We start from the raw sequence: 25,579 nt of genomic DNA on the forward strand, positions 1-25,579 counted from the left end.
TATAGTTTTGTCTGGTAACTTAATTATAGTAGAATTCACTGGCTTTTTCATTTTAAACAATAAAAAAGATGTCAGTGAGATTTACTCACCAACATCAAAAATTGGAGAACCTTTATTTATGCTTAATTATTTTTTAGCTCTTCAGCTTTTTTAATAACTAACTCGCGCAATCCATCCGCAATTTCAGGATGTTCTAAACCATATTCAATACTATATTGAACGTAGCCAACTTTATTCCCCACATCATGGCGGTTTGCATCTACGACACGTCCAAGAACGGTTTGGACTTCACTGATTTTTTCAAGTGCATCGGTTAATTGGATTTTATCATCGACACCTGGATCTTGCTTAGCCAGCACATCAAAAATTTCTGGCGTTAAAACGTAGCGACCTGCTATCGCATAGCTGGATAAAATATTTTCTTTGGTCGGTTTTTCGATAAAGTGATTAATTTTAATGACGTCGTTACCATTACCATAGTAGGCTATTAAGGTCCCTTTATCGACATTCCCATATTTACTTAAATCTTTTTCAGGTGTTTCCATGAGAGCCACATTCATTTGTTGTGTTTCATTATATAAATCAATGAGCTGTTTGGTCACAGGGACTTCTGAATCAATAATGTTATCCCCTAGCATGACCACAAAAGGTTCATCTGACACAAAAGCTTTGGCTTGATAAATGGCATCACCTAAACCTAATGGATAGGATTGACGCACAAAAAATAGATTAGGCATCGTTGTATCTTTAACTAATTCCAACAAATCCCATTTTTCTTTTTCAGATAAATTTGATTCTAATTCGATTGCAGAGTCAAAGTGATCTTCAATTGAACGTTTATGTTTACCTGTAATGATTAATATTTCTTCAATTCCAGAAGCCATTGCCTCTTCAACAATAAACTGAATAATTGGTTTGTCTACAATCGGCAACAATTCTTTAGGACTCGCTTTTGTTGCAGGTAGAAATCCTGTACTGTATCCTGCTACAGGTATTACAGCTTTACGAACTTTTGTCATACAATCCACTCCATTCTGCCTTCATTATATCAATTAACCCTTTGAAAAACTATGTTAATTTTCTAAAAGACTTATAGCATTCCACATCTGAATATGATAAGATTTATTTACAAATATCAATCACAACTTATCCAGAGTAAGCTGAGGGAATTGGCCCGATGACGCTTCAGCAACCGACCACAAGGCACGGTGCTAAATCCAACTCGAAAGAGAAAGATGAGTCTAAACCCTTTTTGGCATGACTTTTCTAGTTGTGCTTTTTTATATGTAAAAAATAAAAATAGGAGTGGTTTTTATGACCAGAATGGTCAATGTTAAAGGTGAGTATTTATTTGAGAAATATGAGTTTGATCATTTATCTATCAAAGAACGGGTTAAATTTTTGGAGATGTCAATCGAGATGCGAGTTCAACAATTGCTGTCACACATTGATCCAGCCATTTTGACAACTGCGACCGTTATCAACCGCCGGTTAAAATTACCTTTAAGTTGTCAGGTTGAGTTAACCGCACTCAAAAATCAATACTCCTTTGATCATCCGATATTCAAAGAAAAGTTTCTTAGTATTGAAAAGAAATTTTTCGGAGCACTTGAAAGCTATTAGAAATAAAAAACTAGCCACCTATGTTAGGTGACTAGTTTTTATTTATTTATTAAACGGCTGGGGTATGTGTTTCGTTAGTTGTTTTTGCTCCATAGTAACCTGCAAATGAAGTGATAATCATCGCAAGAACTAGTCCGATAAAGATGTAAATAGAATATTTCGAAGTTTCATTAGAAACATCTTCTGCTACAACAGCTGCTTCATCAATGGCCTGTTGAGCTTGAACTTGTAAGTCAGCTACTGCATTTTGAGCATTTTCTAAAGCTTGAGTTGCTTGTTCAGTCGCATTACCATATGCTTCTTGGATGTTTGCTACTGCTTCTTCAGCTTCTTGTTCTGTTAATTCAGTGTTATTTGCAACAGCTTCAGCTAATGCATCTTCATCTAATTCTTGGCCAATTGCATCAACACGTTCTTGAATATTAGCAACAACTTCATCCACTTGTGTTTGAAGATCTTCGCCATCAACAACAACTGCATAACCAGCATTTGTAATATCATCGATGGTTGCTTGCATTTGACCTTCTAAATAATCAGGTTGTAATTGTTCGATTTCTGTATCTTCTAACACATCTGTGACAGATTGTTGTAATTCATCGGTGTCGATATTTACTTGACTAGCAATGGCATCAAAAGCATCTTGAGATAAAGAAGATACTGTATCAACAGCGGTTCCTACAGTATCGCCAACAACTTGGCCGCTAAATCCTAAAACATTACCTAATGCACCAAAGGCCATATTTACAGCTGATGCCATTAACCAGAACATCACAACCACACTGACTGCCCATGTTAAAAATCCATGAATAAATCCTGAACGATTAGCAGTTAAACCAGCAATGTAACCTGCTGCTGCCAATGAAATAACTAACGCAACGATGATCCAGATAATTAAGCCCATTCCAACACCATCTAATGGGTTGCTAGATGTAAAATCAGTTACACCAAATCCAATTGCTGAACCAATTAATGAAAATAGAATGCTTAAAGCAATGAAGGTTACAAGTCCTGCGAAAATTGAACGCCAAGAAATGTTGTTCCCTGCTTTTTCATTCAAACCATCATATATATATTTTCTCATTAAAATCTCTCCTTCAAATATCTTATAAAACAAATATTTTTTTATCTGCTCTACAATTTTTAATATACATTTTTTATTAAATTAAATCAAGTTTTAAGCATATATAACATTCTTTTTGAATTATCAATTAAAGTTAATTTACATTTTTTTTTGATAATTTTTGAAATTAAATGTAAATTAATTGTATTATATATAGTAGGTTATTTAAATCTCAATAAGCAAAAAAGGAAGGACTTTCGTCCTTCCCTTTTAACATGAAGTAGTGCGATTCATATTTTGAAAATTATCCAGGATAAATGGTTCTTCAAGCCATTCTCCTCTTTTTTAAGCATTGACTTTTTCTCAGGATCGAATCACACTACTCTAGCGCACTCTTCTATATCGTTGGGTTGTAATCTTTCACCTTACAACGCTTCCCCCTATATCAGCGTTATTCTAACGATAATCCATTAACTTGCTTGTTTTACAAATCTTATTACATGGATCATTCTGATATCAACGATAGGAGCCTTTTGCGCTTAGCAACAAACTTCTTTTGTCGCTATCGAACCAAGAGGTTCTGTGTAAAGAGTGAAACGCTAATCTTTACTACAGTGCATCTCTCTCTTTACTAACCAAAGTATATAACTAAACCGCTTACATGTCAAGCGTTATTTATTAAGAATTGTTTATAAAACAATAAAGAAAGCCCTTACTTTTCGAAAAAGCCAGCCTATGGCTGACTCAATCTTATGCTAAATAAATATTCTGCTTTCTACGGTAACTTTGAACCATAAAACTTAAACCATAGTAAGCCACAATTAATAGAATCTGAATCCCAAAGAATGTCAACAATTCTTGTAGACCATTATTTGATAAACTTGGGTTCGTCAAAATGATCTCATCCGCACGGACTTGCCAAATGGGTGATCCAACCGAGGCTACTTGTTGCATGACGGGAGAAACAAATTCTCTTGGAACGAATAAGCCACTCGCAAAGGCTAGAAACAGACCGACAAAGGTTGCCATAAAATTAATGATTCCCTTGTTAGGCGAGATAGTGACAATAAAAAACGCCATGGCCTGAATCCCAAAACAAGATAAGAAACTAGATAATAGAAGCAAGAAACCTTGGCTAGTAAACAGTGTTGCTGGTCCATACATAAAATAAGCTACAAGCATTAACAAGAACCAATAAATAAAAGCAAAGGTTAAACTCCCAAGGATTGTTTGAAACAAGCGATTTCCTTCCGTCAGTTGCCCCATCCGATCTCTTTTAACAATTTCAGCATTCCGCATAGAAATAATCGCATAACCGAATGTGGTGATAAAGGTTGAAATAAAGATATAGCTGGCATAGTGTGTAAAAAAACCACCAAAAGCATTAATACGAGCTAGCTCGGTATCTACTTCAGCTTGAATAATCTCTATGGATGTATCCAAAGATTGATCTAGACGCGTAAAGTAATTATTTAATTGTTCTTTTGAGGGATTGGCCACCAAATTCGCAGAATTAACACGTGCATTATTGATATATACAGTAAGTAAATTATCAACAAATGCTTCATGCGCTTCAGAATTTAAGACTTCTTTTTCTAAAGGTATTTCATGTCGGCTATTTCCCGTTAAACTGTCCCCATATCCTTCCGGAATTGTTAGAGCATATTGGATTTTTCCATCGTAAAAAGCATCTGCAATTGCTTCACGATTTTCCTCAATTGCGACAAGATCTGTATTTTTGGATAAGTAATCCACTAAATGCTGCGAATGAACATTATCCGCATCATGATTAAACACCGCCACACTACTTCGTTCAACAACAAACTCTGTATTGAGTTCATTCTCAAATGTTTGATTGACTGGAACCATAATGAACATGAGTAACAAAAAATATGCAATGATTGCCACTCTATTGTCATTCAAGAGCTTGTAAAACAATTTAAAGACTTGCATAATCCGTCCTCCTAATACTTACGATAGTCACAATTAACAAAACAACAGCCATTGCCAATAAAATCAACAGATTTTGATTGTATTGCTTAAATGTAGGATAACTATTCAAATAATAAATACCATCATTGATCAAAGTAACAGGATTAATTTTATTGAACCAAGGTACTCTTTCGTTAATTAACACCTTTACCCCAGAAGCCATCATTCCTGAAGTCGCCCCAAAAAACAAAGGCAGACCAATTGAGACAGCTTGCGTGACACCAAAGTGACGTTTAAAGACACCACCTATGGCTGTCCCCATCAACATCCCAACCATAACACCAACCGTTAATAATAAGACTAACCTTCCCCAATAACGTCCCAGCGGAATGTCATTAAAGTAATATAAAGCAACCACCGCATAAATGACTGCTAAAGAAGGTACAATCCAAGAAACAAAAGTTGCGAAGAATCGTTTTGACTTTGGCACAGGTGACATCGTGGCTCTTAGCGCACTCTGTGAATGTATCGCTTCATTCTCAGTCACCAAATTTACTCCGACTGACATAAAAAAGATACACAAATAGGCTAAAGCAGAATAAAAATAAATTGAATTACTATTGGCTCCTGATGCCGATTCGGTACGGACAATTAATTCTTGATCGGCTTGTAATTCTTCCGCACGACTCGTCACTTGAAATAATGAATTTAGAGGATTGTCTGAATCAGTGATATTTTCAAAAGCAGAAGTATAACCGACCGTCATCGAATGATAGCTATCAAAAGCCGAATAAATAACGGATGAAGTAAAATTATTGATGGCTGCTGGTGCCACTTCTATTTTAAAGCCCACCCCGTCATCAGTCGTTTCTGCAATCACCGTAGCATCAACCACTCCATCCTCAGCTAGTTTTTCTCCCTCAGCTAAGTCAGCTACCGTTACATAAGACATTAACGGTTGGTCCGCAAGTTCATCACTTAAAACAATATTTCCGCCACTCAATTCACCTTTAACAGCAATTCTTTCTAAATTCGTTTGCATGCTATCGACTTCTTCTCGACTCCCATGAAACACCATCGCAATCGGGATTACATCTAAAGTGGTTCCACCCGACAATAACCCCGTAAATACCATTAAATAAATCATACCAAAGGCAAATGGGAAAAATATGCCAAACAAGACACCTTCACGGTTCCGGGCCATTATTCTCGGCAAGTATTTAAGTAAATGACTAAGCATTGTCTCTCAACTCCTTACCCGTAATCTCAAGAAAGACATCATTTAAAGTTGGTTTTTGAACGGTTAAATTGATAATGTCCACTTTTTCTTCTTCTAAAACAGCTAATAAATTCGTCAAATGACTTTTACCTTTTTCAAAATGTACCACAGCAGAACCCGGCTCATATATAAATTGCGATACTTGTGGAATATTTTTAATCTTTTCTTGCGTAGCAGCCGATAAATCGGAAACCTCCAAGCTAACGACTTCCCCATGGCTCGACATTTCCTTAATTTGACTACTCGTACCCGTCACAATTTCCTTACCACGATCTAAAATGGTTAAACGATCACACAAATATTCAACTTCTTCCATATAATGCGTCGTATAAATAATCGTCTTTCCTTGCGCCGCTAAATCTTTAATCCCATCTAATATTCGATTACGCGACTGAGGATCAACCGCTACGGTCGGTTCATCTAAGACAATTAAATCCGGTTTATGGACAATGCCACAAGCTAAATTCAAGCGACGCAATAATCCCCCTGATAATTTTTTTGGTCGAAACTTCCGAAATTCTTCTAAACCAACAAATTCAATCGCTTCATCCACATATTGTTGGCGTGTTTTCTTGTCCGAAATATATAAGCCACAAAAATAATCTAAATTTTCTTGAACCGATAACTCATCATATACACCAATATTTTGCATCACCAAACCAATCCGTTTTTTTACATCATAATTTGTCGGATGCATTTTTTCGCCAAAAATCGTTACTTGACCCTCGTCATATCGCAAAAGAGCTAACATACAGTTAATGGCGGTTGTTTTCCCACTCCCATTAGGACCAAGCAGTCCATAAATTTCACCTTCTTGAACTTCCATTGAAAAATGATCTAAGGCCACTAAATCGCTATATCTTTTTACAATATTGTCTAATTGAACAATCATGATACAACCCTCCATTTATTTTATAGTCTTATTATCCCATGCCACACACAACAAACCTATTGTAAAATGTCAATCATGCCGATGACATTCGTCATCATATTTAATGCAAAAATATGCTAATATATCCTAAAGGAGGTGGATAAAATGCACCCATGGTCCGAATTAATCATCCGTCTAATACTCACCATCAGCCTTTTCTTTTACCTACTTTCAATAAATATCTCTGCTTTTCCAATTATTGAATTGGGTTTAATTATTGTCCTATCCGCATTTTATCATTTCGCTATGAATGGTTTTCAAATTGCAGATATAAATGAATATATTCCATCGAAAGGTGTAAAATTACTAGCCAAAGGAATTTATATCACCTCATTTATTATTTTGTGTCATTTTATTCCCTATTTCTTTTTATTTTTACCGGTTTTATTTTATGATATTCAACTCGAGTTCCCAATGCGAGTCACTGTTTTAGTCTTATTGACTATTCTTGGCTTCATTTTAAATCTGGGGATATTTACTTGTTTGTTTATCGGTGGTTTGTCTTTGATTAGCTCATTTCTTCGCAGTTTGATTCTAACTTCTACTAAACAAGAGACAAAGTTTTTCTCTGAAATCAATGAACTAAGTTATATGAATCAGCGCTTTAAAGAAGAACAGCAACATCTGGTGGCATTACAAAATGAACGGATTCAGTCTTCCATTAATACTGAGCGCCGCCGATTAGTCGGTGAAATTCACGATTTATTGGGTCATCAGTTGAGTTCGGTTATTATTCAACTAGGGGCTTTACAATATATGGTGGACGATGATGATACGAAGGCAACTTTAGCTGGAATCAAAGAGTTATTAAATACCTCCATGGAAAATGTTCGGGCAGTAATTCATACCGAACGAGATTCTACCGTTGATTTGGAACAGGAGATTCAGCATTTAATTGATCATTTCACTAAAGCCAAAGTGCATTTCACTTATCGAAATGAGTGTTCCTTAGACACACAAATGGCACATTCTGTGGTGAATATTGTTAAAGAAGCATTGACTAATATTAATAAGCATTCCGATGCAAAGTTTGTTACGATACGCTTTCTTGAGTTGGAGACACAATGGTCACTTTTGATTTCGGATGACGGAACAATGAATCAACTATCAACTAAGAAAGATCATCAAACCGGGATTGGTTTGCTCAATATTGAAGAGCGGGTCCATCAATTAGGAGGTAACTTACACATTAATCACGAGAAAGGATTCCGGATATTTATTACAATTCCAAAAAAGAAGGTGGATTAGATGAAGGTATTGGTAATTGATGACGATGCGATGGTGACGGCTGGCATTAAAACTATCATTGAAATGGCAACGAAAAATTCTAAGTCACCATATCATGTTGTTGGGGTGGGACAACATGGAAGGGATGCTTTAAAACTATATCCTGAAACAAAGCCGGATGTCATTTTAATGGACATTCGGATGCCGGAAATGGATGGGATAACAGCTGGGAAAGAGTTGTTAGCTTTATATGATGAGGTGAAGATTATTTACCTAACAACTTTTTTGGAAGATGAATATATTATTGAGGCTCTAAAACTGGGAGCAAAGGGGTATTTATTGAAGACTGACTATGAAAGTTTAATTCCCGCCATTGAAGCGGTAGCGAATGGTCAGCATGTTTATGGAGATGAAATTATTGCTAAGGTGCCTAGTTATCTGGCGCAGTCTTATCAAGATGCAGCAAGTGAAGGTGTCTTGAATGTTGAAGGAGTAGACCTGACTGCCAAGGAAATTGAGTTGATTCGTTGGGTTGCTGAGGGGTTAAACAATAAAGAAATTGCAGAAAAAATGCACTTTACTGAAGGGACCATTCGCAATTATTTGTCGGTTGTGTTGGATAAATTGGCTTTAAGAGATCGGACGCAATTGGCGATATATTATTTTAAGTATATGGGTTAGAAAGACAGCAGATACTGAATAAATGTGGAATGCGTCCACTTCAAAAATCCGAACGTTTAAATTATAGTGGAACCGTCTGGAGCCTTGGTCTCCAGACTTGGCTGGCTACTCGAACTCTAAGCGCTAAAGCGTTAAGAGTTCGATGTGGGCCAGTCCGTTCTAAACACTATAATTTAAACGTTCGGATTTCTTAAGTGCGAGTGGATTTAATATGTATTGTTTTAAATGATTGGTTTCAAATATTAATACTTTTTCATTTCGCTCTTACGAATCTAGTCAAAATACGCTGGTAAATCTGGATTATCAAGGTATTTATATAGTATTTCGATTTGTGAGGCTGTAATATGTCCGGTCGATAGAGCCGGCAAATCGTTGTAGTCAAAGAACCCAACATCAGAAGTTTCAATGGACGTGGTGGCTTCCCCACCAACTAATTCGCATAAAATAAAGATTTTATAAATATTATTAGCATGGGGAGGATGTGGATGACGCTCACGATCCATGACAGTGATCAAACGAATAGGTTTAACTTCAAAACCGGATTCTTCACGAATCTCTTTGACACAAACCTCAGAAGCTGACAAATCAACATCTGCCCATCCGCCAGGTAAAGACCATAAACCATCAATTTTTTCTTTAACGAATAAAAGTTTTTGATCCTTAAAAACAACTCCACGAACATCCACTTTAGGAGTCGCATAGCCAGTATCACTCGCAAAAAGATCTCGGATAACCTTAGGATTTACTTCAGTATATCGATTCATTATATCGATACTCAAATCATGGATCATCTCAAAACGTTCCAAGTCATAAACGTCTTTTGAATAAGCTAAACTAGCTTGGGCTATTACTTACAATTGTTGCGCCCATTCCAACCATTTCATATCCATTAATATCCTCCTATACTAAATAAATATCTCTGATTATAATACTGCTGTCCTACCACCATCGATGTTAACAGCCGTCCCCGTAACATACGAAGCTCCATCAGAGGCAAGAAAAGTAATTACTTTAGCTGCTTCCTCCGTATCTCCAATTCTCCCCATTGGGATTCCATGACTGTCTAATTTTGAATACTCATCCCACGTTAATTCAGGGTTATTGTTTTGCCATCTCTTTTCAATTTGATCACTGCGGATTAAGCCAATACATACAGCATTCACACGAATATTTTCTTCAGCAAATTCTTTACTCATCGCTTTTGTTAATGCTAACCCTGATGCACGACTAATAGATGTCGGAAATGATTTAGCTCCTGGAGTTTTTCCAGCTGCAGCGGTCACATTAACAATTGCTCCACCACCAGCTTTTCTGAAATGCGGCAGAGCCGCACGGGAACAGTTAATCGCTCCAAATAATTTTAATTCTAAATCCTGTTGCCATAATTCTTGATCAACGGTTTCAAATGGATGTGCTTCTGAAGTTCCAGCGTTATTGACTAAAATATCTAAGCGACCAAAATGATTCACAGTCTCTTCAATAATTTTTCCACACGCATCTTTTTGAGTGATATCAGCTGAAACAATTAAAACTTCTTTACCTGTTTCCTCTAAAATTTCAGCTTGGGCTGCTTCTAAAGTTTCAAGGGTACGAGCACATAAGGTAACATCCGCACCTTCATTGACTAACATTTTAGCTGTTGCAAGTCCAATCCCCTTACTTGATCCAGTCACGATCGCAACTTTGCCTTTTAATCCTAAGTCCATTGAAAAACCTCCATAAAAGTATTTACTTATATTATAACAAATCTAGTATGAGAACCTTTAAAATACACCTTTTAGACCTATAATCTTATTTACTCCGCATTTATATCATATTTTGTGGTAATATAGATAAAACAGATTGGAGGTTTTAGCAATGGAACAATTCCCTAGTTGCCCGCAGTGTCAGTCAACTTATACTTACGAAGATCAATTGATGTATGTCTGTCCAGAATGTGGACATGAATGGAGCCAAGCTGAGTCATCGGAAGAAAATGAAGAATTTTCAATTAAAGATTCAAATGGAAATTCTTTAGTTGAAGGTGATGATGTTGTAGTGATCAAAGATTTGAAAGTAAAAGGTTTTAAGCAGGCAATCAAACAAGGAACAAAAGTTAAAAACATTCGTTTGATTGATAATCCTGCAGATGGTCATGACATTGATTGTACAATCGATGGCTTTGGACAAATGAAGTTAAAATCTGAGTTTGTGAAGAAGGCATAATAAACTGAGTTATATACTTTTAAAATATATTGGTTTAAATTAAAAGGATGATGAAAATTTTCATCATCCTTTTATGCATTGATTAAACATTTATTTGAGGTGTTCCCAAAACATAACTTTGAATTAAAGCGAGATTTTCATCCAACACAATAATATCTGCATCTTTTTTCTCTTCTAAAGAACCTTTTCTGTGATATTGATTAATATATTTTGCCGTATTTTCACTTGCAATTTTCATTATATTTTGTAATGTAAATCCATTTATATTAACTAAATTTTTAACTGATTCAAGATATCCCATCTCAATTTCAGTCATATCTTCAATAGAAAATCTGTTCAATTTTTTTTCATTTCCATTATCATTTTTTAATAAAACATAGTCACCACATGGTACGAACTCTGTTTTTCTAATATAATGATAAAATGGTTCTTGAACATGCCCCAGTCCAACTGCATCTGAACATAAGGTTATTCTATCAAATCCTTTGACTTTTACTGTTAAATCCACAGCTTCTGGTAATACTGTAAGACCAGTCTGTTTTGCAAACTCACAATATAAGTCGTCAAAATATAGTGCAGATCCAGCTACACCTAATTCTCTATGATGAAAGCCTTTCATGCCACTAAACATATGAGTAACTCCACCTAGACCGAAATTTTTAAGTTTTTTAATAGTATCAAAAGTTGCTGCTGAATGTCCTATAGAGATTTGTACATCATTTTCATTTAGGTAAGATATTAATTCTAAAGCATTATCTAACTCCGGAGCCATAGTCATTAACTGAATTCTTTCAATTGGAAGTGACTCACACATTGTTTTAAATATATCGATTGAAGGATGTATACAGTATTCTTCCTTCTGCATGCCTTTATATTCTTTATTAATGAATGGTCCCTCAAGGTGCGCTCCTAAAATCTCTGCTCCCTTTGTGGAATCCCAAGAATCCATAGCTTTATCTATAGCACTCATCATTTCAGCTGTTGCCTCTAATGAGTCAGTACCAGTAGTTGGTAAAAAAGACGTTACTCCCTGTCGAGTCATAGATTGACCCATTCGTATAACTGATTCCATAGATTTTTCATGTGTTAAGGATCCAGTACCATAACCATGAACATGTAAGTCTATAAAACCTGGCATTATTATATAATCGGAGTAATCTTCATAATTATCAGTCTTAGGTTCGCCTGCTGAAACTCGTTTAATGATTCCATTGTCTATTTCTATATAACCATCTATTGTTCTAAGTGGAGTCATTATTCGTTTTGATCTAATAATCAAAAATATCACCTTTTCATTATTTAATGTAATTTCATCTCATCGTCTCAAGGTATTCAATGATAAATTGTAATACTAACTGTAGTCCTAGCCTTGAATGTAAATCTCTAAACTTTGTATCGGTTATTGGTGAATAAAAACTGAGATGCATTTTAGATTTTCTTTGGATTGGATTGGTATTAAATCCTGTTATACTTAATAAATTACTATTGTTAGTTAAAGCGTAGTTTGCAAAGTCTTGTAAAATTTGAGTTTTTCCGGATAAAGAAATCAATAATACAGTATCTTGATCTGTTAATCTATTTTGCAGAACTTTTATAAGATTAAAATCTTCTATAAAGATAGCAGAAATACCAAGCATATGTAAATTTGTACAAAATGTTTTTCCCATCGATTTTGAAGCTCCGCGACTTGCTACATACAAATTTTTAGACTGTAGTAATTGACTACAAAATTCTGCTATGAGTTTTTCGTCTAAAAGTTGTAAAGTTTTATCAACTTCATCTCTCAAAGATTGAAAAATATAATCATAAGTCATAGGCTGAGCTTCCGATGTATCAATAGACAAATTTGAACGAATGAAATATTTTAATTCAGAGTATCCATCAAAATTTAACTTTTTTGCAAAATTTATCACTGATGTCTTTGAGACGAAAATTTCTTCTGCAAATTCTGCTGCAGAAGAAACACTCACTAAATTCGGATTTTTTAGTATATGTTGTGCTATCTTTTTCTCCGTCTCAGTAAATTCTTCATACTTAGAAACAATCAATTCTAATCCCAAAATAATACCTCCTCTTGATTCTCATATAAATCATATCATGTAATATGAGTATATTAGAACAAGAAGTATTATTAATGATTATTTATTTAATGTGTTGGGATTATGTATGAGATCATCCACTGCGTGTCTAACAAATTCTACATTCGGACCAAAAACAACATGAATATGATTTTTTGAAGGGAAAAACATTCCTGAAGTTCCTGATTGTTTTAGTCGCTCACGATCTACTTTGTTGACATCTTTCAAGTCAACTCTTAATCTGGTGACACAATTTTCAACATTAATTATATTATCTAAACCACCTAAACCTTCTACTACAATTTCCGCGACTTTATCATACTGTCTGTTTTGCAAAAGTTCACTGTTTTGAACTGATTCATCTTCTCTACCAGGAGTTTTAACGTCCCATTTTTCTATTAAATATTTAAAAATAAAATATGTAGCAATCGCTAAAGGTATACCTACAATCAATAAATTATACCACCTAGTATCTTCATACAATAAACCAAAAATTGCAAAATCAAAAATCGTACCTCTAATATACCCAACCGCTGTACCTAGTAAGGCTAATAATGTTGATCCAGTCATTGCTAGAAGTATATAGACTAAATATAGTTTTGGTGCTATAAATAAAAAGGAAAACTCAATTGGTTCAGTTATATTACCAAGGAAAGGAGTTAAAACTAATGTTAATATTATCCCTTTAACAACTTTTTTATTCCCAGGATAGGCTGTACGATACATTGCTAACCCAATAGCAGGTATCATAAATAAGGTAAGTAACATTTGGTTTTGAGCCATAAATTTAGTTAAATCTGGCATTAATTCCCAAGCAGGTGTGCCAGGACCTTGGTTAAACAAAACTTCATTTAATGCATTTAACACTCCAACATACTCTACACCTTCAATGGTATATACACCACCTGCTGGCGTAAATCTAAATAATGATGTCCATACATGATGAAGACCAAATGGTATCAATAGTCGATTCACCCCAATAGCTATAGCTGGACCAAATATACTTGATAGTAAAACGCCGGAAATTGCATATAAAATTTGAGTCAAGAATCCCCAGAAAAATGGTAAAATGAGCCCTACAATGACAGTAAAGAATATAACAACAATTGGGACAAATTTTATTCCAGAGAAAAATGCAAAGACTAACGGTAATTGAGTACGATAGTATTTATCAGCCGAATAACTAGCTATTAATCCAGCAATAATTCCACCTAGAACATCAATCTGTAGTGTTTGAATTCCTAAAACCATTCCTTGTCCAACCGTAGACATCTCACTTGGATCAGCTAACTGCCCAGAAACTTTCAAATAAACATTAATTGTAATATGCAAAATTAAAAAGGATACAACTGCACTAAAAACTGCAATTCCTTTTTCTTTTCGGCTCATACCATAAGCAACACCCATCGCAAACAATATTGGGATGTTTGAGAAAATTATATTTGAAATATCTCTCATACTTACTAGTATTGTTTGTAGAGTATCGTTTTGAAGTAATGGAACTCTTTCAATCATATATGGTTGAATAAATGCTCCTGTTAACCCCAATATCATCCCCATTGGTGCCATTACTGCGATGGGTAATAAAAGAGATCTACCAAAACGTTGTACTTCTTGACTTATTTTCTGTCTGTTCATTCTAACTCCTCCTTTATAACTAATTGTTTATCAAATATTATCATAAAACGCTTTCTTATATAACAGTTTGGAGTCATTTAGGACTAAATGACTGAACTTGAAACATAAGTAAAAATTAATGACTTTAGTCAATTTTATTTTGTAGTAAGATATAACTGAATAGTAAAAAATTCAATTATGGAGAGGTTGTGATGTTTTGACTGGTTTACAAGATTCAAAATCATTAACTTTAAGAAATGAAAAAATCAATTATTTAATGTCTAATGAATATAAATATAAAAAATGGATAGAACTTGAAAAAACTGTAGCAAAAGTCCAAGCTGATTTAAATATAATTCCTCATGATGCTTATGTGGCAATAAATGAAGAAGTAAATTTTAATAATTTTACTCAAAGCAAATATAATCAAAACCTTGAAAAGATAGGCCATGGTTTCTATTCTTTTGTGGAAACTATTTTAGAAGGCACATCTAACACAGTTAAAAAATACTTTCACTTTGGATTAACAACACAGAATATTCAACAATCATCTCAAGTACTAATTATTCGTGATATTAATTTGGAATTTAATAAGCAACTTTTCCAAATCATAAGTAATCTTACTGATCTAGCCAGCCAACATTCAAACAGTTTGATTGCAGCTCGAACACACTCTAAACATGCAATGCCTACAACTTTTGGCTATATAGTTTCTACTTGGATTGAAGAACTTATTACAGCGATTGAGAATTATCAATTTGCCTGCAAATCATTTGAAGAAATAATGTTTGGTGGAGCAATAGGATCATTTAACTCTCTCGGACTGATAGGAAAACAAATGCATGAGAAAATTGGAAATGAATTAAATATTCGCTCAATGAATATCCCAAGTAGAAATATTCAACTTCCTAAAATCCAATATATTTCTAGTATTATATTGATTGCAAATGTACTACATAAAATTGCAGAAGCGACATACAATAATTCAACTGAAGAAATAAATGAATTCACAGAATCAAGCGATGAAAATCAAGTAGGCAGTAGCACTATGCCCCACAAAATTAATCCTAAATTATCAAAAGGAATAATAGCTAATTCCATGAAAATTTATAGCCTTATAGATAGTAGTTTATATGCCAACACCAAGCCATACGAAGCTAATAGTGCTTCATATATGATTCTTGATGCAAATATTAATGAGGTAATTGGATACTTTAATGAAGTATTAATACGATCAGTAAGTTTAAGTAGCACTCTTCAATTTCATTCTGAAAAAGCTAGACAAAACATCTTGGATAATGATGGTCTGGATAATTCAGAATATATCATGATGAAACTGAGTGATGTATTTGGAAAGTATGATGCTCATCGAATTATTCATGATGTAGCAATTTCGTATCAAAATAACCGACAAATCAGCTATCTCGAGTCTTTACACCAAAATCCGGAGATAAAAGATCACTTTTCGAAAGAAGAGATAGAAGAATGGTTAAAGCCTGAAAATTATACTGGTTTATCTGAAGAATTAACAAATGAAACTGTCGATAGAGCAAACGAATGGTTGAAGAAAAAAGAAAATGAATCATAATCTGAATTTAATAATAATTCAATATATTTATATAACCAATTATTATTTTTAACATAAAATAGAGTTATCGAACTTTTAAATTAGTGTAGTTTCTTCATAAACATATGACTTCAGACTTACAAGTCATTTTATGGTTTTAATTTTAAAAAATTAAGAATACAATATTTGCTAGTCCATTCTCAATTCACTAATTTAAAAGTTCGTTTTTTTATTTATTAATATTCTCTCAAGTTTCTAACCGTATTCAGCTTTATTTATTCTGAAATTCCGCTCTTTTCTTTTCCGAAAACGCCTTCACACCAATCCCTTGATTTGTATGGTCATATTGCTGACCGAAAAACTCTACTTCTAATTCCAAACCTTCCTCTAACGACATCTCAAACCCTCGATCAATAACATATTTCGCATCCGCAACTGAATTTTCAGCATTTTTCAAAATAAAGACCCCCAAAGCTAGAATTTCTCTAACCATTGGAGGCCTGCACTGTATATTCAACAATATGTTTAAACTAAGTATCTTCAACCAACATACCATCGATCTTTTAAGTAAGTTTTAAAAACTCATCTGAAAAAGTTTCTAAATCACTCTCTTTTTCGGTATTTAACAATTTACAAATTTTTTAATTTCAACTATCATCCAAAGTTTATAAATCAGTGTGATAATATCCTGTTTTATAAGGGTTCATCATGAGGTGAAGAAATTAAATATCCACTCCGATTAAATCAACTTCTAATTATTTTTCAATGGTTAACTGACCATCAATGATTCGGAAAATGCGATCGCAATATGTGAGCATTCTCTCATCATGCGTAACCATCACAGTACTACGATCCGTTTCTTCTGTCGTCTTTTTTAAAAGTTGTACAACCGTTTTAGCTTTTTTAGTGTCTAAGCTAGCGGTAGGTTCGTCCGCCAATATTAATTTCGGTTCAGTATAGAGTGCTCGACAAATCGCAGCACGTTGTTGTTCGCCTCCAGATAAATCAGATGGATATAAATCTTTTCTCTTTAATATATCTAACTGTTCCATCAAATCTTGAGCTTTTTGACGATTATATTTTTTCTTTGCAAATTTATCGACCAATATGAGTTGCTCTTCTATTGTCAAATAAGGAATCAAATTGGAGGATTGTAAGATGAAGCCGATTTTATCATATCTTAGACTATTTTTTTCTTTAGGTGAAAGATTCGAAAAATTTTTCTCTAAAAAGTTTATTTCACCATTAGTAGGAGATTGAAGTCCACCCATCATCGTTAATAAAGTGCTTTTTCCTGACCCACTGGGTCCAACTACGGCTACTAATTCTCCAGAATTGATTGAAAAACTTGTTTCTTTCAAGGCTTCAATCGATTCATGACCATCCGAATATGTTTTACTAACATTTTTAAACGATATAATTTCCATAAAACGCTCCTATTCTAATACTTCCAAAGGATCAATTTTGGCAATGCTACTAACAGAAAATAAAGATCCAACGATTGAGAATATCAACATTAATAAAGCGATAATAAAATAGTATAAACCATTTATCTCAAACGGTACTGCAGTTGGTAAAAAATAAGCAGAGATAAGATTCAATCCTAATCCAATAGATATTCCAATGACATTAAGAATAATCGTTTGTAATAATACTGATTTTCCGATATAACTTGAAGAGATACCTTGAATCTTCATAATCGCAAAAGTTTGTCTTTTTTGATTAGTAATAATATACATAAATACCCCTAAGATAATCGAGGAAATAAGAACTAAAAAGCCAATCATTAAACCAAATGTTAATACTTGAGCCAAATAACCAGGAAGGTCGAGAATAAATTCATCTACTGGAATGACTTCTACATCATCATTAGATTTAAGAGTGTTTTTTTGATGAACAATGATAGCTGATATTAAATCCGGCATATTGGGCGTAGGTGACGTATAGGTTTCAATCTCCTGTTTTGCATTTCGATTAGGATTAAATAACATCATTGCTTGACTAGCTATTTCTAAATCAGTATAAATGACAGGAGAAACGCTATATTTAGCTTCTTGAGAAAAACCTACAATTTTTAAATTATTTTCATTACTGCTTAATTCAATCGTATCACCTAACTTAAGATTCAATTCATTTTTAAGTGACATTGAGCCAATAATTTCACCACTATTTTCTGGTAATCGTCCCTCCAAAACTTCCGGATAAATAGGCGAATCTTGACGCATACCAATTAGTACAAAGTTTTCAGTCGTATCGTCACTTTCATTCCCATTCAAATACCCTACGGTACGTGCAATATTTATGGCTGAAATTTCTTTGTCATCATAATCATAATAGGTGTCTTTATCTAACTGACTTGAAAGAATATTTTTATTGACTCCGGATTTTAAAATAATGCTCTCAGCATTCCAACGTTCAATCTCACTGGTATTATCCTGTGCTAGTCCATATGCTAAACCCATTAAAAAATATACTAAATAACTAATTAATACAGTAATGCTAATAATTAAGATAAAACGTTTCTTTTCTTTTTTTATTTCTTTTAGTGCTAAAAACATTTGCCACCTCCAAATAGAATAGGATAAATGTAACAAATAAAATTTTTTAAATCAATCAAGAACAACTGTATTCCTTCAAATAGTTTTTCACTTTATTCGATATATTTTAAAGGCAAATGTATTTTTAGTTAAATATTAATAATTACTCAATATCAATTTAAGCTTCAAACGTATCAATAAAAAGAGAGACAAATAATTTTACTTAATCTTCTTGATTTTGTTCAGTAAAAATGATGTAATTTAAAAATTGTGTGGTAGGTTCTTTGTCAAATAAGGTTGATGAATAAGATTTAGAGGCCAAGTCATATTTTTATGTGACTTGATCTTTTTCTTTGGTTCCGGTTCATAGAGTCGTGTCATTAATAAAATACGATCTCTAAAATAGCTGAAATTGCGATATCCATAAGCATTTCTTTTTAGTACTTTTATTTTATTATTAATACCTTCTAACGGTCCATTTGTAAGGCCTGTAGTAAGTAAAACTATTATGAATATAATCCTTATATTTTTTCAATGTTCTCAATACTCGCTTTAGTCCTGAAAATATTTTACGTTGTGAAGCTTGCTGAAGTGTCGTTTCAAATAACTCCCAGTTTTTCATACGATAAGCTTGTCCTAAGCCATGAACAACATAATAGGTGTCTTTCAACATCTCATCTTTATCTAAAAGATAATCTACAATCCCTTGTGTATTCGTTAACCAATCAAACAGTTTAAAAGGATGATAGGTGAAGGATTGTAATTTTTCAGGTCTCATCAAAATGAGTTTCCAATATTGTTTGAATTTATTATATAAACGTTCATCTTTCGTCCGTACACTATTCATGAACTGTGTGCGATACTTATTGAGTTCTCGACTAATGGCTTGAATGATATGAAAAGGATCGATCATAATTTTGGCTTTTGGGAACCAGCGCTGAATAATGTCCATATAAGGTTTGAATAGGCTACACTAAGTTAGACAGTAAAATTAAGCTCTAGTAGAATGAAATAAAAGAACCTGAAACGGAGAGAATCTAACATGACCGAAAAAAGAGTACGCAGAACGTTCACTCCAGAATTTAAAAGACAAGTAGTGCGCCTTTATGAAAGCGGAAAACCACGTGCAGACATTATACGTGAATATGATCTTACAGCCTCTGCATTTGATAAATGGGTGAAACAAAGCCAAGCATCTGGCTCTTTCAAAGAAAACGATAATCGCACCCCGGAAGAAGAGGAATTAATCAAGCTTCGCAAAGAAAATCAACGTCTAATGATGGAGAATGATATTTTAAAGCAAGCCGCGCTGATCATGGGACGAAAGTAGATGTAATCCGTAACAACGCTCACAAATACTCGGTATCAGCAATGTGCGAAGTCCTTGGAATCGCTAGAAGTACCTACTATTATGAATCCAAAAAAGAATCAGAGAACGACACTTTAAATAAAGAGATTATCAAGGTCTTTAAAGAAAGCCGCAATAATTATGGCACGAGAAAAATTAACATTGAACTTGAAAAGAAAGGGCTAATGGTTTCCAGACGCCGCATCGGCCGAATCATGAAAGAAGAAGGACTCGTATCAAGTTAGACAGTCGCTCAGTTCAAGCCATTTAAGTCCAAAGTAAATGAAGAGCCAGTAAAAAACATTCTTAATAGAGCTTTTAATCACCAGGCAGAATTAGCTGTGGTCGTTAGCGATTTAACTTATGTACGTGTGAATGGAAAATGGAATTACATGTGTTTATTTGTCGACCTTTTTAATCGCGAAATTATTGATCACAGCGCTGGAGCGAACAAGACAGCAGAGCTGGTATACAAAGCATTATCAAGCATTTCAAGACCATTACATCTGATAGAAACGTTTCACACAGATGGCGGAAGCGAATTTAAAAATCAATTGATTGATGATGCATTAGAAACGTTCGGCATTCAACGCTCGTTGAGTATGAAAGGCTGCCCTTACGACAATGCAGTGGCCGAAGCGATGTTCAAGGTCGTGAAAACTGAATTCACAAACGGTGCATGTTTTAGCAGCCTTGATCAGCTAGAACGTGAATTAAATGATTATGTAAATTGGTTTAACAATATTAGAATCCACGGAACGCTTGGTTATAAAAGCCCTGTGGAATACCGATTACAGACCTTATAATATTTGTTTGATTTAGTGTTGACAATCCATTGTATCTTTTTTGTATTACAAGGTAACTTCTGATTAAAAGCGTTAGCGTCTCCCCTCTTGATAAAAATAACCAGTTGCGGTTGGTCCTATCTTTAATTTCATTGTAAGAATCTCACATAAACCAGACTTCTATTGCAGCAGAACCATACGTTGACTTATACTTCTAACGCAGTGAAATAAGAATATGCAACTTATAACCTAATTAAATAGTGGTGATACAAAAAAAGTTTTTATTAAGGATATAAAGATATTATGGCTAAGGATATATATCGTTACGCTCAAGTAAACACGCACTCGCAAGCATTGAATCGATAAATCGATTTATTGAATGAACAGTAGTGTTTTATTTTTTACTATTCTTAAATTTATTAATAATACTATTTATGTCTTTTCTATCAATGGAATCTTCTTTAGCTTTACTAATAATACCATCTAAATCCCTCTTGATTTCTGTTAATTCATCTATGTTAAGAGAATGTTCTCTAACTCCACTCGCAATAGCACTTACTTCTTCTATGTCAAAAGAAAGATGAGAAAGTGGAATGTTCATTCCATCGAAAAATTCATCATAAAAAATTAAAGCTTCAGTGGCTTTTAAAGACATTCCGTCAAAATATTCCTCATACGAATCTATGGCTTCATAAAAAAATTCGTTGTATTTATCTATAACAAGTCTATTAACAGGTTTATATAGAGTAGCTAGTATGTGTATCGGTAAATATCTATGGACTGATTCTATATACTTTTCTCTTTGTTCTTGGTCAAGAAGTTCGCCTGGTATATCAAGAGGATCCGTATAAACACTTAGTGGTTTAATTCTTTGCAATAATTTAGATCTTTTAAAATTTCGAAAATTTCAAGTTTAAGTTAGCCGCTTTTTTTTAGTGTGTTACCAACTAACCTAACTTATTTTATTACCCGTCAGTGCTTGATAACAAGCTGAGGTAGAGCAGTCCCTTGGTCGATCGTGCACTTGTCAGCTTCTTAGCAATCAAGTCATGTCGAGTGAGACTCGGTATCAAGCACTAACCGTTTTTTTCGTCTGTTGCACTTGGCGTTCTTTGTGAAATTCTCTCACGAAACAGTCATAAGGCGTTTGATAGCCTAATAGCTTGCGTGGATAATCGTTCATCCAGTTTTGAATTCTTAGGCACTTTACCTCACATAATGCTTGGAGTGGTTGTCCTTTAGGGAGAAAGCGACGAATGATTTTATGTTGATTCTCACTCGTTCCACGTTCCCAAGAAGCATAAGGGTGGGTAAAATAGACGTCGAGTGTATCCTGTAAAGCGGTATGCAGGCCTGCAAACTCTGAGCCATTATCTGATGTGATCGTTTTAAATAGTTGGTTGAAAGCATCACCTGCGCGTTGACGCAGAGAGTCCATCGCTTCATCCACAGCCTGAGCCGATTTGTTCTTGAGTTTCAGAATGACTTCATAGCGCGTCTTACGTTCGACTAATGTCAACAATACAGGGTCACAGACTGCTTGACTACCAATCACTGTATCAATTTCCCAGTGTCCAAAGTGCTCTCTGGTTTCGATTACTTTTGGGTTATCTTCAATCGATGGTCCTAAGACACGTTTGTTTCGTCGCGCTTTAGTCGTTCGTTTCTTGGTATTACGCGAAAGCTTTTCTAACAAATCCAAGTTGCGAGTTTTCATCACACCGCTATCGATCCAATGGTATAACGTCGTTGTACAAGGAACAATCGCAGCGTCAAACAACTGATGTTCACGAGCAAAACCCACGACAACATCGGGGGACCATTTATCTTGAAGCATCTTTTCGTCTGCCCAGTCAATAAAGGCGTTGGAATCCGCCCATTTAGGTCGCCTACCGCAGTGAAGACGTTGACGCTCATAATTAGCTTGACCGGCATCGGCATCATATAGTGTGTAGGAATAGTCGTAGGTTTTACCGTTTTGTTTTTGGCGTTTCAGTTGCGTGATGGTGCCTCTTTTCACTTCATTATGAATGGTTTGAGGGGATCGCCCTAATAACTTGGCAATGGCGCGGTGAGAATAGGCTTCTTTCTTGAGAATCTGAATGTGACAACGTTCTTGATAAGATAGGTGTGTCCCTTTTCGTGAGACTGTGTTAAACTGGTCTTGCGTCATGTGAATTCATCCTTGTCTATTGAGAGTTAGTGGTAACTTCAATATAACATGAAATTCACGTGGCGTTTTTTTATGGATTTTTAGAGGTGGCTAACCTCATTATAAAATCCTCCGTATTAATAAATTAAAAAAAAAAGATAAAAAAAGGATAATAAGATATAAAAAGGATAATATATTTAGCAATTGATTTTTTTATGTTAAAAGTTATAGCGATTCTACAATGAAAATTGAGTTGAATATGTGTTTAAAAGCAAAAAAAAGAACATTTAAGACAAAACGATTGAATCCTTGATCATATTAATGACATATTTGAATCAATGAGCTTACAAGAGCTAAAAATGCGTGTTAAATATTTATATGATGATTTCGTAGCTTGCTCGAACTCTCTCTTACTTAGATAAAAAAATTATGAGATACAGCTTCGCATTCGCAAAGCGAATGCGGAGACTGTTTAATATATGTTAAACATATATTTAGGCAACTTATAAACGTTGTTAAATCAACATTAAAAGGACTTTATAAAGACATTATGTCGGTTCATAAAGACATTATGTCGCTCATAAAGATGTAATGCCGGTTGTAAAGTCTTCAAATTCGTCTTTATTTTACACAGTACGTTATACCCGTTTAACTAATCTATTAGAAGAGTTCAAAATCGCGAAACACCAAGCGGATGGTAGCTATACAAAATTAATGAAGAAGCTAATGAAGGTAGGTCTTCTTATTCTTGATGAATGGCTGTTATACGATTTGACGGATGAAGAAGCTACTCTATTACTTGAAATCATTAACGCTAGGTATGAAGCGCAGAAGTCCAATATTTACTGTTCACAATTTGATTTTAAGGGATGGTATGAGAAATTAGGAGATGGCACATTAGCTGAAGCCATACTCGATCGGATTATTCATAATTCTTATGATGTTTTTATTGATGGTGAAATATCTATGCGTGAAAAAATGGGTTTAAAGTATTAGATAATAATGTAGACAAATTTTCATCAGGAGGTAAACATGTCCATATTAACAAAGTATAAATTAAGAAAAATAGAAGATTATTATTATCGGACTGGAAAGAGGAGTTGGTTCCCATTTCCTGGAGAATTAAAAAAAAAGCTATTAGAAACTTATGGCACTGAACCTTTCCCTTACACTTGGACAGAACAGGATATTCATCAAGGTTCAAGAAATATCATTTTCGAGTATTTTAGCAATAAAGAGAATAGTCAATAAAGTAAAACCCAAATCAAATCATCTTTGTCTTAATTATACTATGAGACAAGGATGATTTGTTTTAGGAACATGATAAATTTAACTGGTAAACTTCACCGCAAGGTGTGGTAAAAGCTTCCGCAAATAGTGGTAAAAAGAACCGCAACGCCGGTAAAAATCGCCCGCAGTACTCATTAACGACTTGCGTGTCTACTTTATCCTCTAAAATAATATTTTCATCTTTAATATTGAACAATTTTGAGATACTATGTATATATGCCAAGTGAATTCTCCTTTATATATTTGTTGTGGTGACTATATTATACAGGAATTCACTGGCTATTTTTGTACTCAACATTAAAAAGAGTGTTAGCGAGGAAATTCCTCACCAACACTCAAAATTTTAGAACCGAACTTATCCTCACTAAATAAAATAGTAAAGAACCACGACTACATTTTTTTGTAATCGTGGTTCTTTTTGTATTTTAGTAATCAGAATTAGTTAGGTAATTATCTTTCTACCTTTCTTTTTCTCCCCAAAATTAATAATGAGATACCTAAAACTAGCACTCTCATGCTCAGCCAAACCAATGAAACTTCACCCGTATTAGGCAATGCTTTATCACCTGATGATTTAGGAGTTGATGTTTTTTCTGTTTGAGTGTTCTCTCCTGGGTTTTCCGGATCAGTTTGTTCTTCCGGATCAACTACCTCTTCTGGAATCACAAATCCAAAGTCTAATGTTGGATTGTGTTGGCCATCTTCTGTCATTGGCACTGAAGTTGCTTCCCAAGTTGATGAATCTTGATCTGGGTTGCCTTCAGTTTCAATCGTTGGCTCATAACCTTCTAAAGCTGGTTGTTCTGGTGATACTTTCACCACATAAGTTTTATCAATGGGTAAGTTTTCAAAGATATAGTAACCATTCTCATCTGTTGTCGTTGGTTCTACAACATTACCACTGATATCTGTGACTGGATTACCTTCTGCATCTTCAATCGTTAAGACTACGCCAGGGATACCCGGTTCGTCTTCGTCTTGTAGACCATCTTTGTTCTTATCGAACCAAACATAATCGCCCACACTTACACTTGGGGTTGTTGGTTCTGGATCAACTGGCTCTTCTGGAATCACAAATCCAAAGTCTAATGTTGGATCGTGTTGGCCATCTTCTGTCATTGGCACTGAAGTTGCTTCCCAAGTTGATGAATCATGTTCTGGGTTGCCTTCAGTTTCAATCGTTGGCTCATAACCTTCTAAAGCTGGTTGTTCTGGTGATACTTTCACCACATAAGTTTTATCAATGGGTAAGTTTTCAAAGATATAG

At 34.4% G+C, this 25,579-nt stretch carries 24 protein-coding genes, 2 pseudogenes and 1 riboswitch; of the genes and pseudogenes, 8 read left to right on the forward strand and 18 right to left on the reverse strand.

Annotation, left to right across the window (positions count from 1 at the left end; all coding sequences use genetic code 11):
• Positions 1–122: 122 nt before the first annotated feature.
• Complete coding sequence (locus ACTQ54_RS11895; protein ID WP_441757150.1) at positions 123–1,019, reverse strand: UTP--glucose-1-phosphate uridylyltransferase; 897 nt, start codon at positions 1,017–1,019, stop codon at positions 123–125.
• A 124-nt stretch (positions 1,020–1,143) separates the two neighbouring features.
• Positions 1,144–1,242, forward strand: a riboswitch (SAM riboswitch).
• A 72-nt stretch (positions 1,243–1,314) separates the two neighbouring features.
• On the opposite strand from ACTQ54_RS11895, the gene ACTQ54_RS11900 reads away from it, so the two are divergent.
• Positions 1,315–1,623, forward strand: a complete 309-nt coding sequence (locus ACTQ54_RS11900; protein WP_441757152.1) for a hypothetical protein — start codon at positions 1,315–1,317, stop codon at positions 1,621–1,623.
• 49 nt (positions 1,624–1,672) lie between these two features.
• Here the strand turns inward: ACTQ54_RS11900 and ACTQ54_RS11905 are convergent, their stop codons facing one another.
• The 4 genes from ACTQ54_RS11905 to ACTQ54_RS11920 all read right to left on the reverse strand — a co-directional run bounded on the left by ACTQ54_RS11905 (position 1,673) and on the right by ACTQ54_RS11920 (position 6,786).
• Positions 1,673–2,704, reverse strand: a complete 1,032-nt coding sequence (locus tag ACTQ54_RS11905; RefSeq protein WP_441757154.1) for a hypothetical protein — start codon at positions 2,702–2,704, stop codon at positions 1,673–1,675.
• Between the two features lie 729 nt (positions 2,705–3,433).
• On the reverse strand, positions 3,434–4,636 hold the full coding sequence (locus ACTQ54_RS11910; protein WP_441757156.1) for an ABC transporter permease: 1,203 nt from the start codon (positions 4,634–4,636) through the stop codon (positions 3,434–3,436).
• Positions 4,623–5,855 (reverse strand): ABC transporter permease, encoded by a 1,233-nt coding sequence (locus ACTQ54_RS11915; protein WP_441757158.1) that lies wholly within the window; start codon positions 5,853–5,855, stop codon positions 4,623–4,625. The genes ACTQ54_RS11910 and ACTQ54_RS11915 overlap by 14 nt, the downstream gene beginning before the upstream one ends.
• A complete protein-coding gene (locus ACTQ54_RS11920) occupies positions 5,848–6,786 on the reverse strand; it encodes an ATP-binding cassette domain-containing protein (protein ID WP_441757160.1) in 939 nt (312 codons plus the stop codon). The genes ACTQ54_RS11915 and ACTQ54_RS11920 overlap by 8 nt, the downstream gene beginning before the upstream one ends.
• 144 nt (positions 6,787–6,930) lie before the next feature.
• Here ACTQ54_RS11920 and ACTQ54_RS11925 point away from each other — a divergent pair, with 144 nt between their 5' ends.
• On the forward strand, positions 6,931–8,073 hold the full coding sequence (locus ACTQ54_RS11925; protein ID WP_441757162.1) for a histidine kinase: 1,143 nt from the start codon (positions 6,931–6,933) through the stop codon (positions 8,071–8,073).
• On the forward strand, positions 8,074–8,733 hold the full coding sequence (locus ACTQ54_RS11930) for a response regulator transcription factor (protein ID WP_441757163.1): 660 nt from the start codon (positions 8,074–8,076) through the stop codon (positions 8,731–8,733).
• Between the two features lie 272 nt (positions 8,734–9,005).
• Here the strand turns inward: ACTQ54_RS11930 and ACTQ54_RS11935 are convergent, their stop codons facing one another.
• Both ACTQ54_RS11935 and ACTQ54_RS11940 read right to left on the reverse strand, forming a co-directional pair.
• Positions 9,006–9,581: an NUDIX hydrolase gene (locus ACTQ54_RS11935; RefSeq protein WP_441757179.1), complete on the reverse strand. Its 576-nt coding sequence runs from the start codon at positions 9,579–9,581 to the stop codon at positions 9,006–9,008.
• A 75-nt stretch (positions 9,582–9,656) separates the two neighbouring features.
• A complete protein-coding gene (locus tag ACTQ54_RS11940; RefSeq protein ID WP_441757164.1) occupies positions 9,657–10,439 on the reverse strand; it encodes an SDR family NAD(P)-dependent oxidoreductase in 783 nt (260 codons plus the stop codon).
• Between the two features lie 151 nt (positions 10,440–10,590).
• On the opposite strand from ACTQ54_RS11940, the gene ACTQ54_RS11945 reads away from it, so the two are divergent.
• Positions 10,591–10,938 (forward strand): zinc ribbon domain-containing protein YjdM, encoded by a 348-nt coding sequence (locus ACTQ54_RS11945; protein ID WP_441757165.1) that lies wholly within the window; start codon positions 10,591–10,593, stop codon positions 10,936–10,938.
• Between the two features lie 82 nt (positions 10,939–11,020).
• Here ACTQ54_RS11945 and nagA read toward each other — a convergent pair whose 3' ends face one another.
• The 3 genes from nagA to ACTQ54_RS11960 all read right to left on the reverse strand — a co-directional run bounded on the left by nagA (position 11,021) and on the right by ACTQ54_RS11960 (position 14,654).
• Entirely contained in the window at positions 11,021–12,217 is a 1,197-nt protein-coding gene (gene nagA, locus ACTQ54_RS11950; RefSeq protein WP_441757166.1) for an N-acetylglucosamine-6-phosphate deacetylase, read from the reverse strand.
• Positions 12,218–12,248: 31 nt separating this feature from the next.
• Entirely contained in the window at positions 12,249–12,998 is a 750-nt protein-coding gene (locus ACTQ54_RS11955) for a MurR/RpiR family transcriptional regulator (protein WP_441757167.1), read from the reverse strand.
• A 78-nt stretch (positions 12,999–13,076) separates the two neighbouring features.
• Complete coding sequence (locus ACTQ54_RS11960; RefSeq protein ID WP_441757168.1) at positions 13,077–14,654, reverse strand: PTS transporter subunit EIIC; 1,578 nt, start codon at positions 14,652–14,654, stop codon at positions 13,077–13,079.
• A 196-nt stretch (positions 14,655–14,850) separates the two neighbouring features.
• On the opposite strand from ACTQ54_RS11960, the gene ACTQ54_RS11965 reads away from it, so the two are divergent.
• Positions 14,851–16,221: a lyase family protein gene (locus ACTQ54_RS11965; protein ID WP_441757169.1), complete on the forward strand. Its 1,371-nt coding sequence runs from the start codon at positions 14,851–14,853 to the stop codon at positions 16,219–16,221.
• A gap of 250 nt (positions 16,222–16,471) precedes the next feature.
• On the opposite strand, the gene ACTQ54_RS11970 is transcribed toward ACTQ54_RS11965, so the two are convergent.
• From ACTQ54_RS11970 to ACTQ54_RS11985, 4 genes and pseudogenes are all read right to left on the reverse strand, one after another.
• The gene (locus tag ACTQ54_RS11970; RefSeq protein ID WP_441757170.1) at positions 16,472–16,693 is read right to left on the reverse strand and encodes a hypothetical protein; all 222 of its coding nucleotides are present in this window, start codon (positions 16,691–16,693) and stop codon (positions 16,472–16,474) included.
• Positions 16,694–16,955: 262 nt separating this feature from the next.
• A complete protein-coding gene (locus ACTQ54_RS11975) occupies positions 16,956–17,627 on the reverse strand; it encodes an ABC transporter ATP-binding protein (RefSeq protein ID WP_441757171.1) in 672 nt (223 codons plus the stop codon).
• Positions 17,628–17,636: 9 nt separating this feature from the next.
• The gene (locus tag ACTQ54_RS11980) at positions 17,637–18,758 is read right to left on the reverse strand and encodes an ABC transporter permease (protein ID WP_441757172.1); all 1,122 of its coding nucleotides are present in this window, start codon (positions 18,756–18,758) and stop codon (positions 17,637–17,639) included.
• 360 nt (positions 18,759–19,118) lie between these two features.
• A pseudogene (locus ACTQ54_RS11985) lies at positions 19,119–19,689 on the reverse strand (transposase); the annotation flags it as partial.
• Positions 19,690–19,779: 90 nt separating this feature from the next.
• On the opposite strand from ACTQ54_RS11985, the pseudogene ACTQ54_RS11990 reads away from it, so the two are divergent.
• Positions 19,780–20,891: pseudogene (locus tag ACTQ54_RS11990) on the forward strand (IS3 family transposase).
• A gap of 373 nt (positions 20,892–21,264) precedes the next feature.
• Here the strand turns inward: ACTQ54_RS11990 and ACTQ54_RS11995 are convergent.
• Positions 21,265–21,747, reverse strand: coding sequence for a hypothetical protein (locus tag ACTQ54_RS11995; protein ID WP_441757173.1), 483 nt, complete (start codon positions 21,745–21,747; stop codon positions 21,265–21,267).
• A gap of 192 nt (positions 21,748–21,939) precedes the next feature.
• Positions 21,940–23,043, reverse strand: coding sequence for an IS30 family transposase (locus ACTQ54_RS12000; RefSeq protein ID WP_441757174.1), 1,104 nt, complete (start codon positions 23,041–23,043; stop codon positions 21,940–21,942).
• Between the two features lie 570 nt (positions 23,044–23,613).
• On the opposite strand from ACTQ54_RS12000, the gene ACTQ54_RS12005 reads away from it, so the two are divergent.
• A complete protein-coding gene (locus ACTQ54_RS12005) occupies positions 23,614–24,018 on the forward strand; it encodes an ATP-binding protein (protein WP_441757175.1) in 405 nt (134 codons plus the stop codon).
• 36 nt (positions 24,019–24,054) lie between these two features.
• On the forward strand, positions 24,055–24,273 hold the full coding sequence (locus tag ACTQ54_RS12010; protein ID WP_441757176.1) for a hypothetical protein: 219 nt from the start codon (positions 24,055–24,057) through the stop codon (positions 24,271–24,273).
• Positions 24,274–24,334: 61 nt separating this feature from the next.
• Here ACTQ54_RS12010 and ACTQ54_RS12015 read toward each other — a convergent pair whose 3' ends face one another.
• Positions 24,335–24,535, reverse strand: a complete 201-nt coding sequence (locus ACTQ54_RS12015) for a hypothetical protein (protein ID WP_441757177.1) — start codon at positions 24,533–24,535, stop codon at positions 24,335–24,337.
• Between the two features lie 227 nt (positions 24,536–24,762).
• Positions 24,763–25,579, reverse strand: an 817-nt coding sequence (locus tag ACTQ54_RS12020) for an SdrD B-like domain-containing protein (RefSeq protein ID WP_441757178.1), incomplete at its 5' end; no start/stop codon positions are given.

The sequence above is a fragment of the Fundicoccus sp. Sow4_H7 genome, assembly GCF_052115865.1.
GTDB lineage: Bacteria > Bacillota > Bacilli > Lactobacillales > Aerococcaceae > Fundicoccus_A.

Coding starts and splice junctions, on each gene's coding strand:
- ACTQ54_RS11895 (WP_441757150.1), bottom strand. CDS start 1,019: ATGACAAAAGTTCGTAAAGCTGTAATACCTGTAGCAGGATACAGTACA.
- ACTQ54_RS11900 (WP_441757152.1), top strand. CDS start 1,315: ATGACCAGAATGGTCAATGTTAAAGGTGAGTATTTATTTGAGAAATAT.
- ACTQ54_RS11905 (WP_441757154.1), bottom strand. CDS start 2,704: ATGAGAAAATATATATATGATGGTTTGAATGAAAAAGCAGGGAACAAC.
- ACTQ54_RS11910 (WP_441757156.1), bottom strand. CDS start 4,636: ATGCAAGTCTTTAAATTGTTTTACAAGCTCTTGAATGACAATAGAGTG.
- ACTQ54_RS11915 (WP_441757158.1), bottom strand. CDS start 5,855: ATGCTTAGTCATTTACTTAAATACTTGCCGAGAATAATGGCCCGGAAC.
- ACTQ54_RS11920 (WP_441757160.1), bottom strand. CDS start 6,786: ATGATTGTTCAATTAGACAATATTGTAAAAAGATATAGCGATTTAGTG.
- ACTQ54_RS11925 (WP_441757162.1), top strand. CDS start 6,931: ATGCACCCATGGTCCGAATTAATCATCCGTCTAATACTCACCATCAGC.
- ACTQ54_RS11930 (WP_441757163.1), top strand. CDS start 8,074: ATGAAGGTATTGGTAATTGATGACGATGCGATGGTGACGGCTGGCATT.
- ACTQ54_RS11940 (WP_441757164.1), bottom strand. CDS start 10,439: ATGGACTTAGGATTAAAAGGCAAAGTTGCGATCGTGACTGGATCAAGT.
- ACTQ54_RS11945 (WP_441757165.1), top strand. CDS start 10,591: ATGGAACAATTCCCTAGTTGCCCGCAGTGTCAGTCAACTTATACTTAC.
- ACTQ54_RS11960 (WP_441757168.1), bottom strand. CDS start 14,654: ATGAACAGACAGAAAATAAGTCAAGAAGTACAACGTTTTGGTAGATCT.
- ACTQ54_RS11970 (WP_441757170.1), bottom strand. CDS start 16,693: ATGGTTAGAGAAATTCTAGCTTTGGGGGTCTTTATTTTGAAAAATGCT.
- ACTQ54_RS11975 (WP_441757171.1), bottom strand. CDS start 17,627: ATGGAAATTATATCGTTTAAAAATGTTAGTAAAACATATTCGGATGGT.
- ACTQ54_RS11980 (WP_441757172.1), bottom strand. CDS start 18,758: ATGTTTTTAGCACTAAAAGAAATAAAAAAAGAAAAGAAACGTTTTATC.
- ACTQ54_RS12000 (WP_441757174.1), bottom strand. CDS start 23,043: ATGACGCAAGACCAGTTTAACACAGTCTCACGAAAAGGGACACACCTA.
- ACTQ54_RS12005 (WP_441757175.1), top strand. CDS start 23,614: ATGCCGGTTGTAAAGTCTTCAAATTCGTCTTTATTTTACACAGTACGT.
- ACTQ54_RS12010 (WP_441757176.1), top strand. CDS start 24,055: ATGTCCATATTAACAAAGTATAAATTAAGAAAAATAGAAGATTATTAT.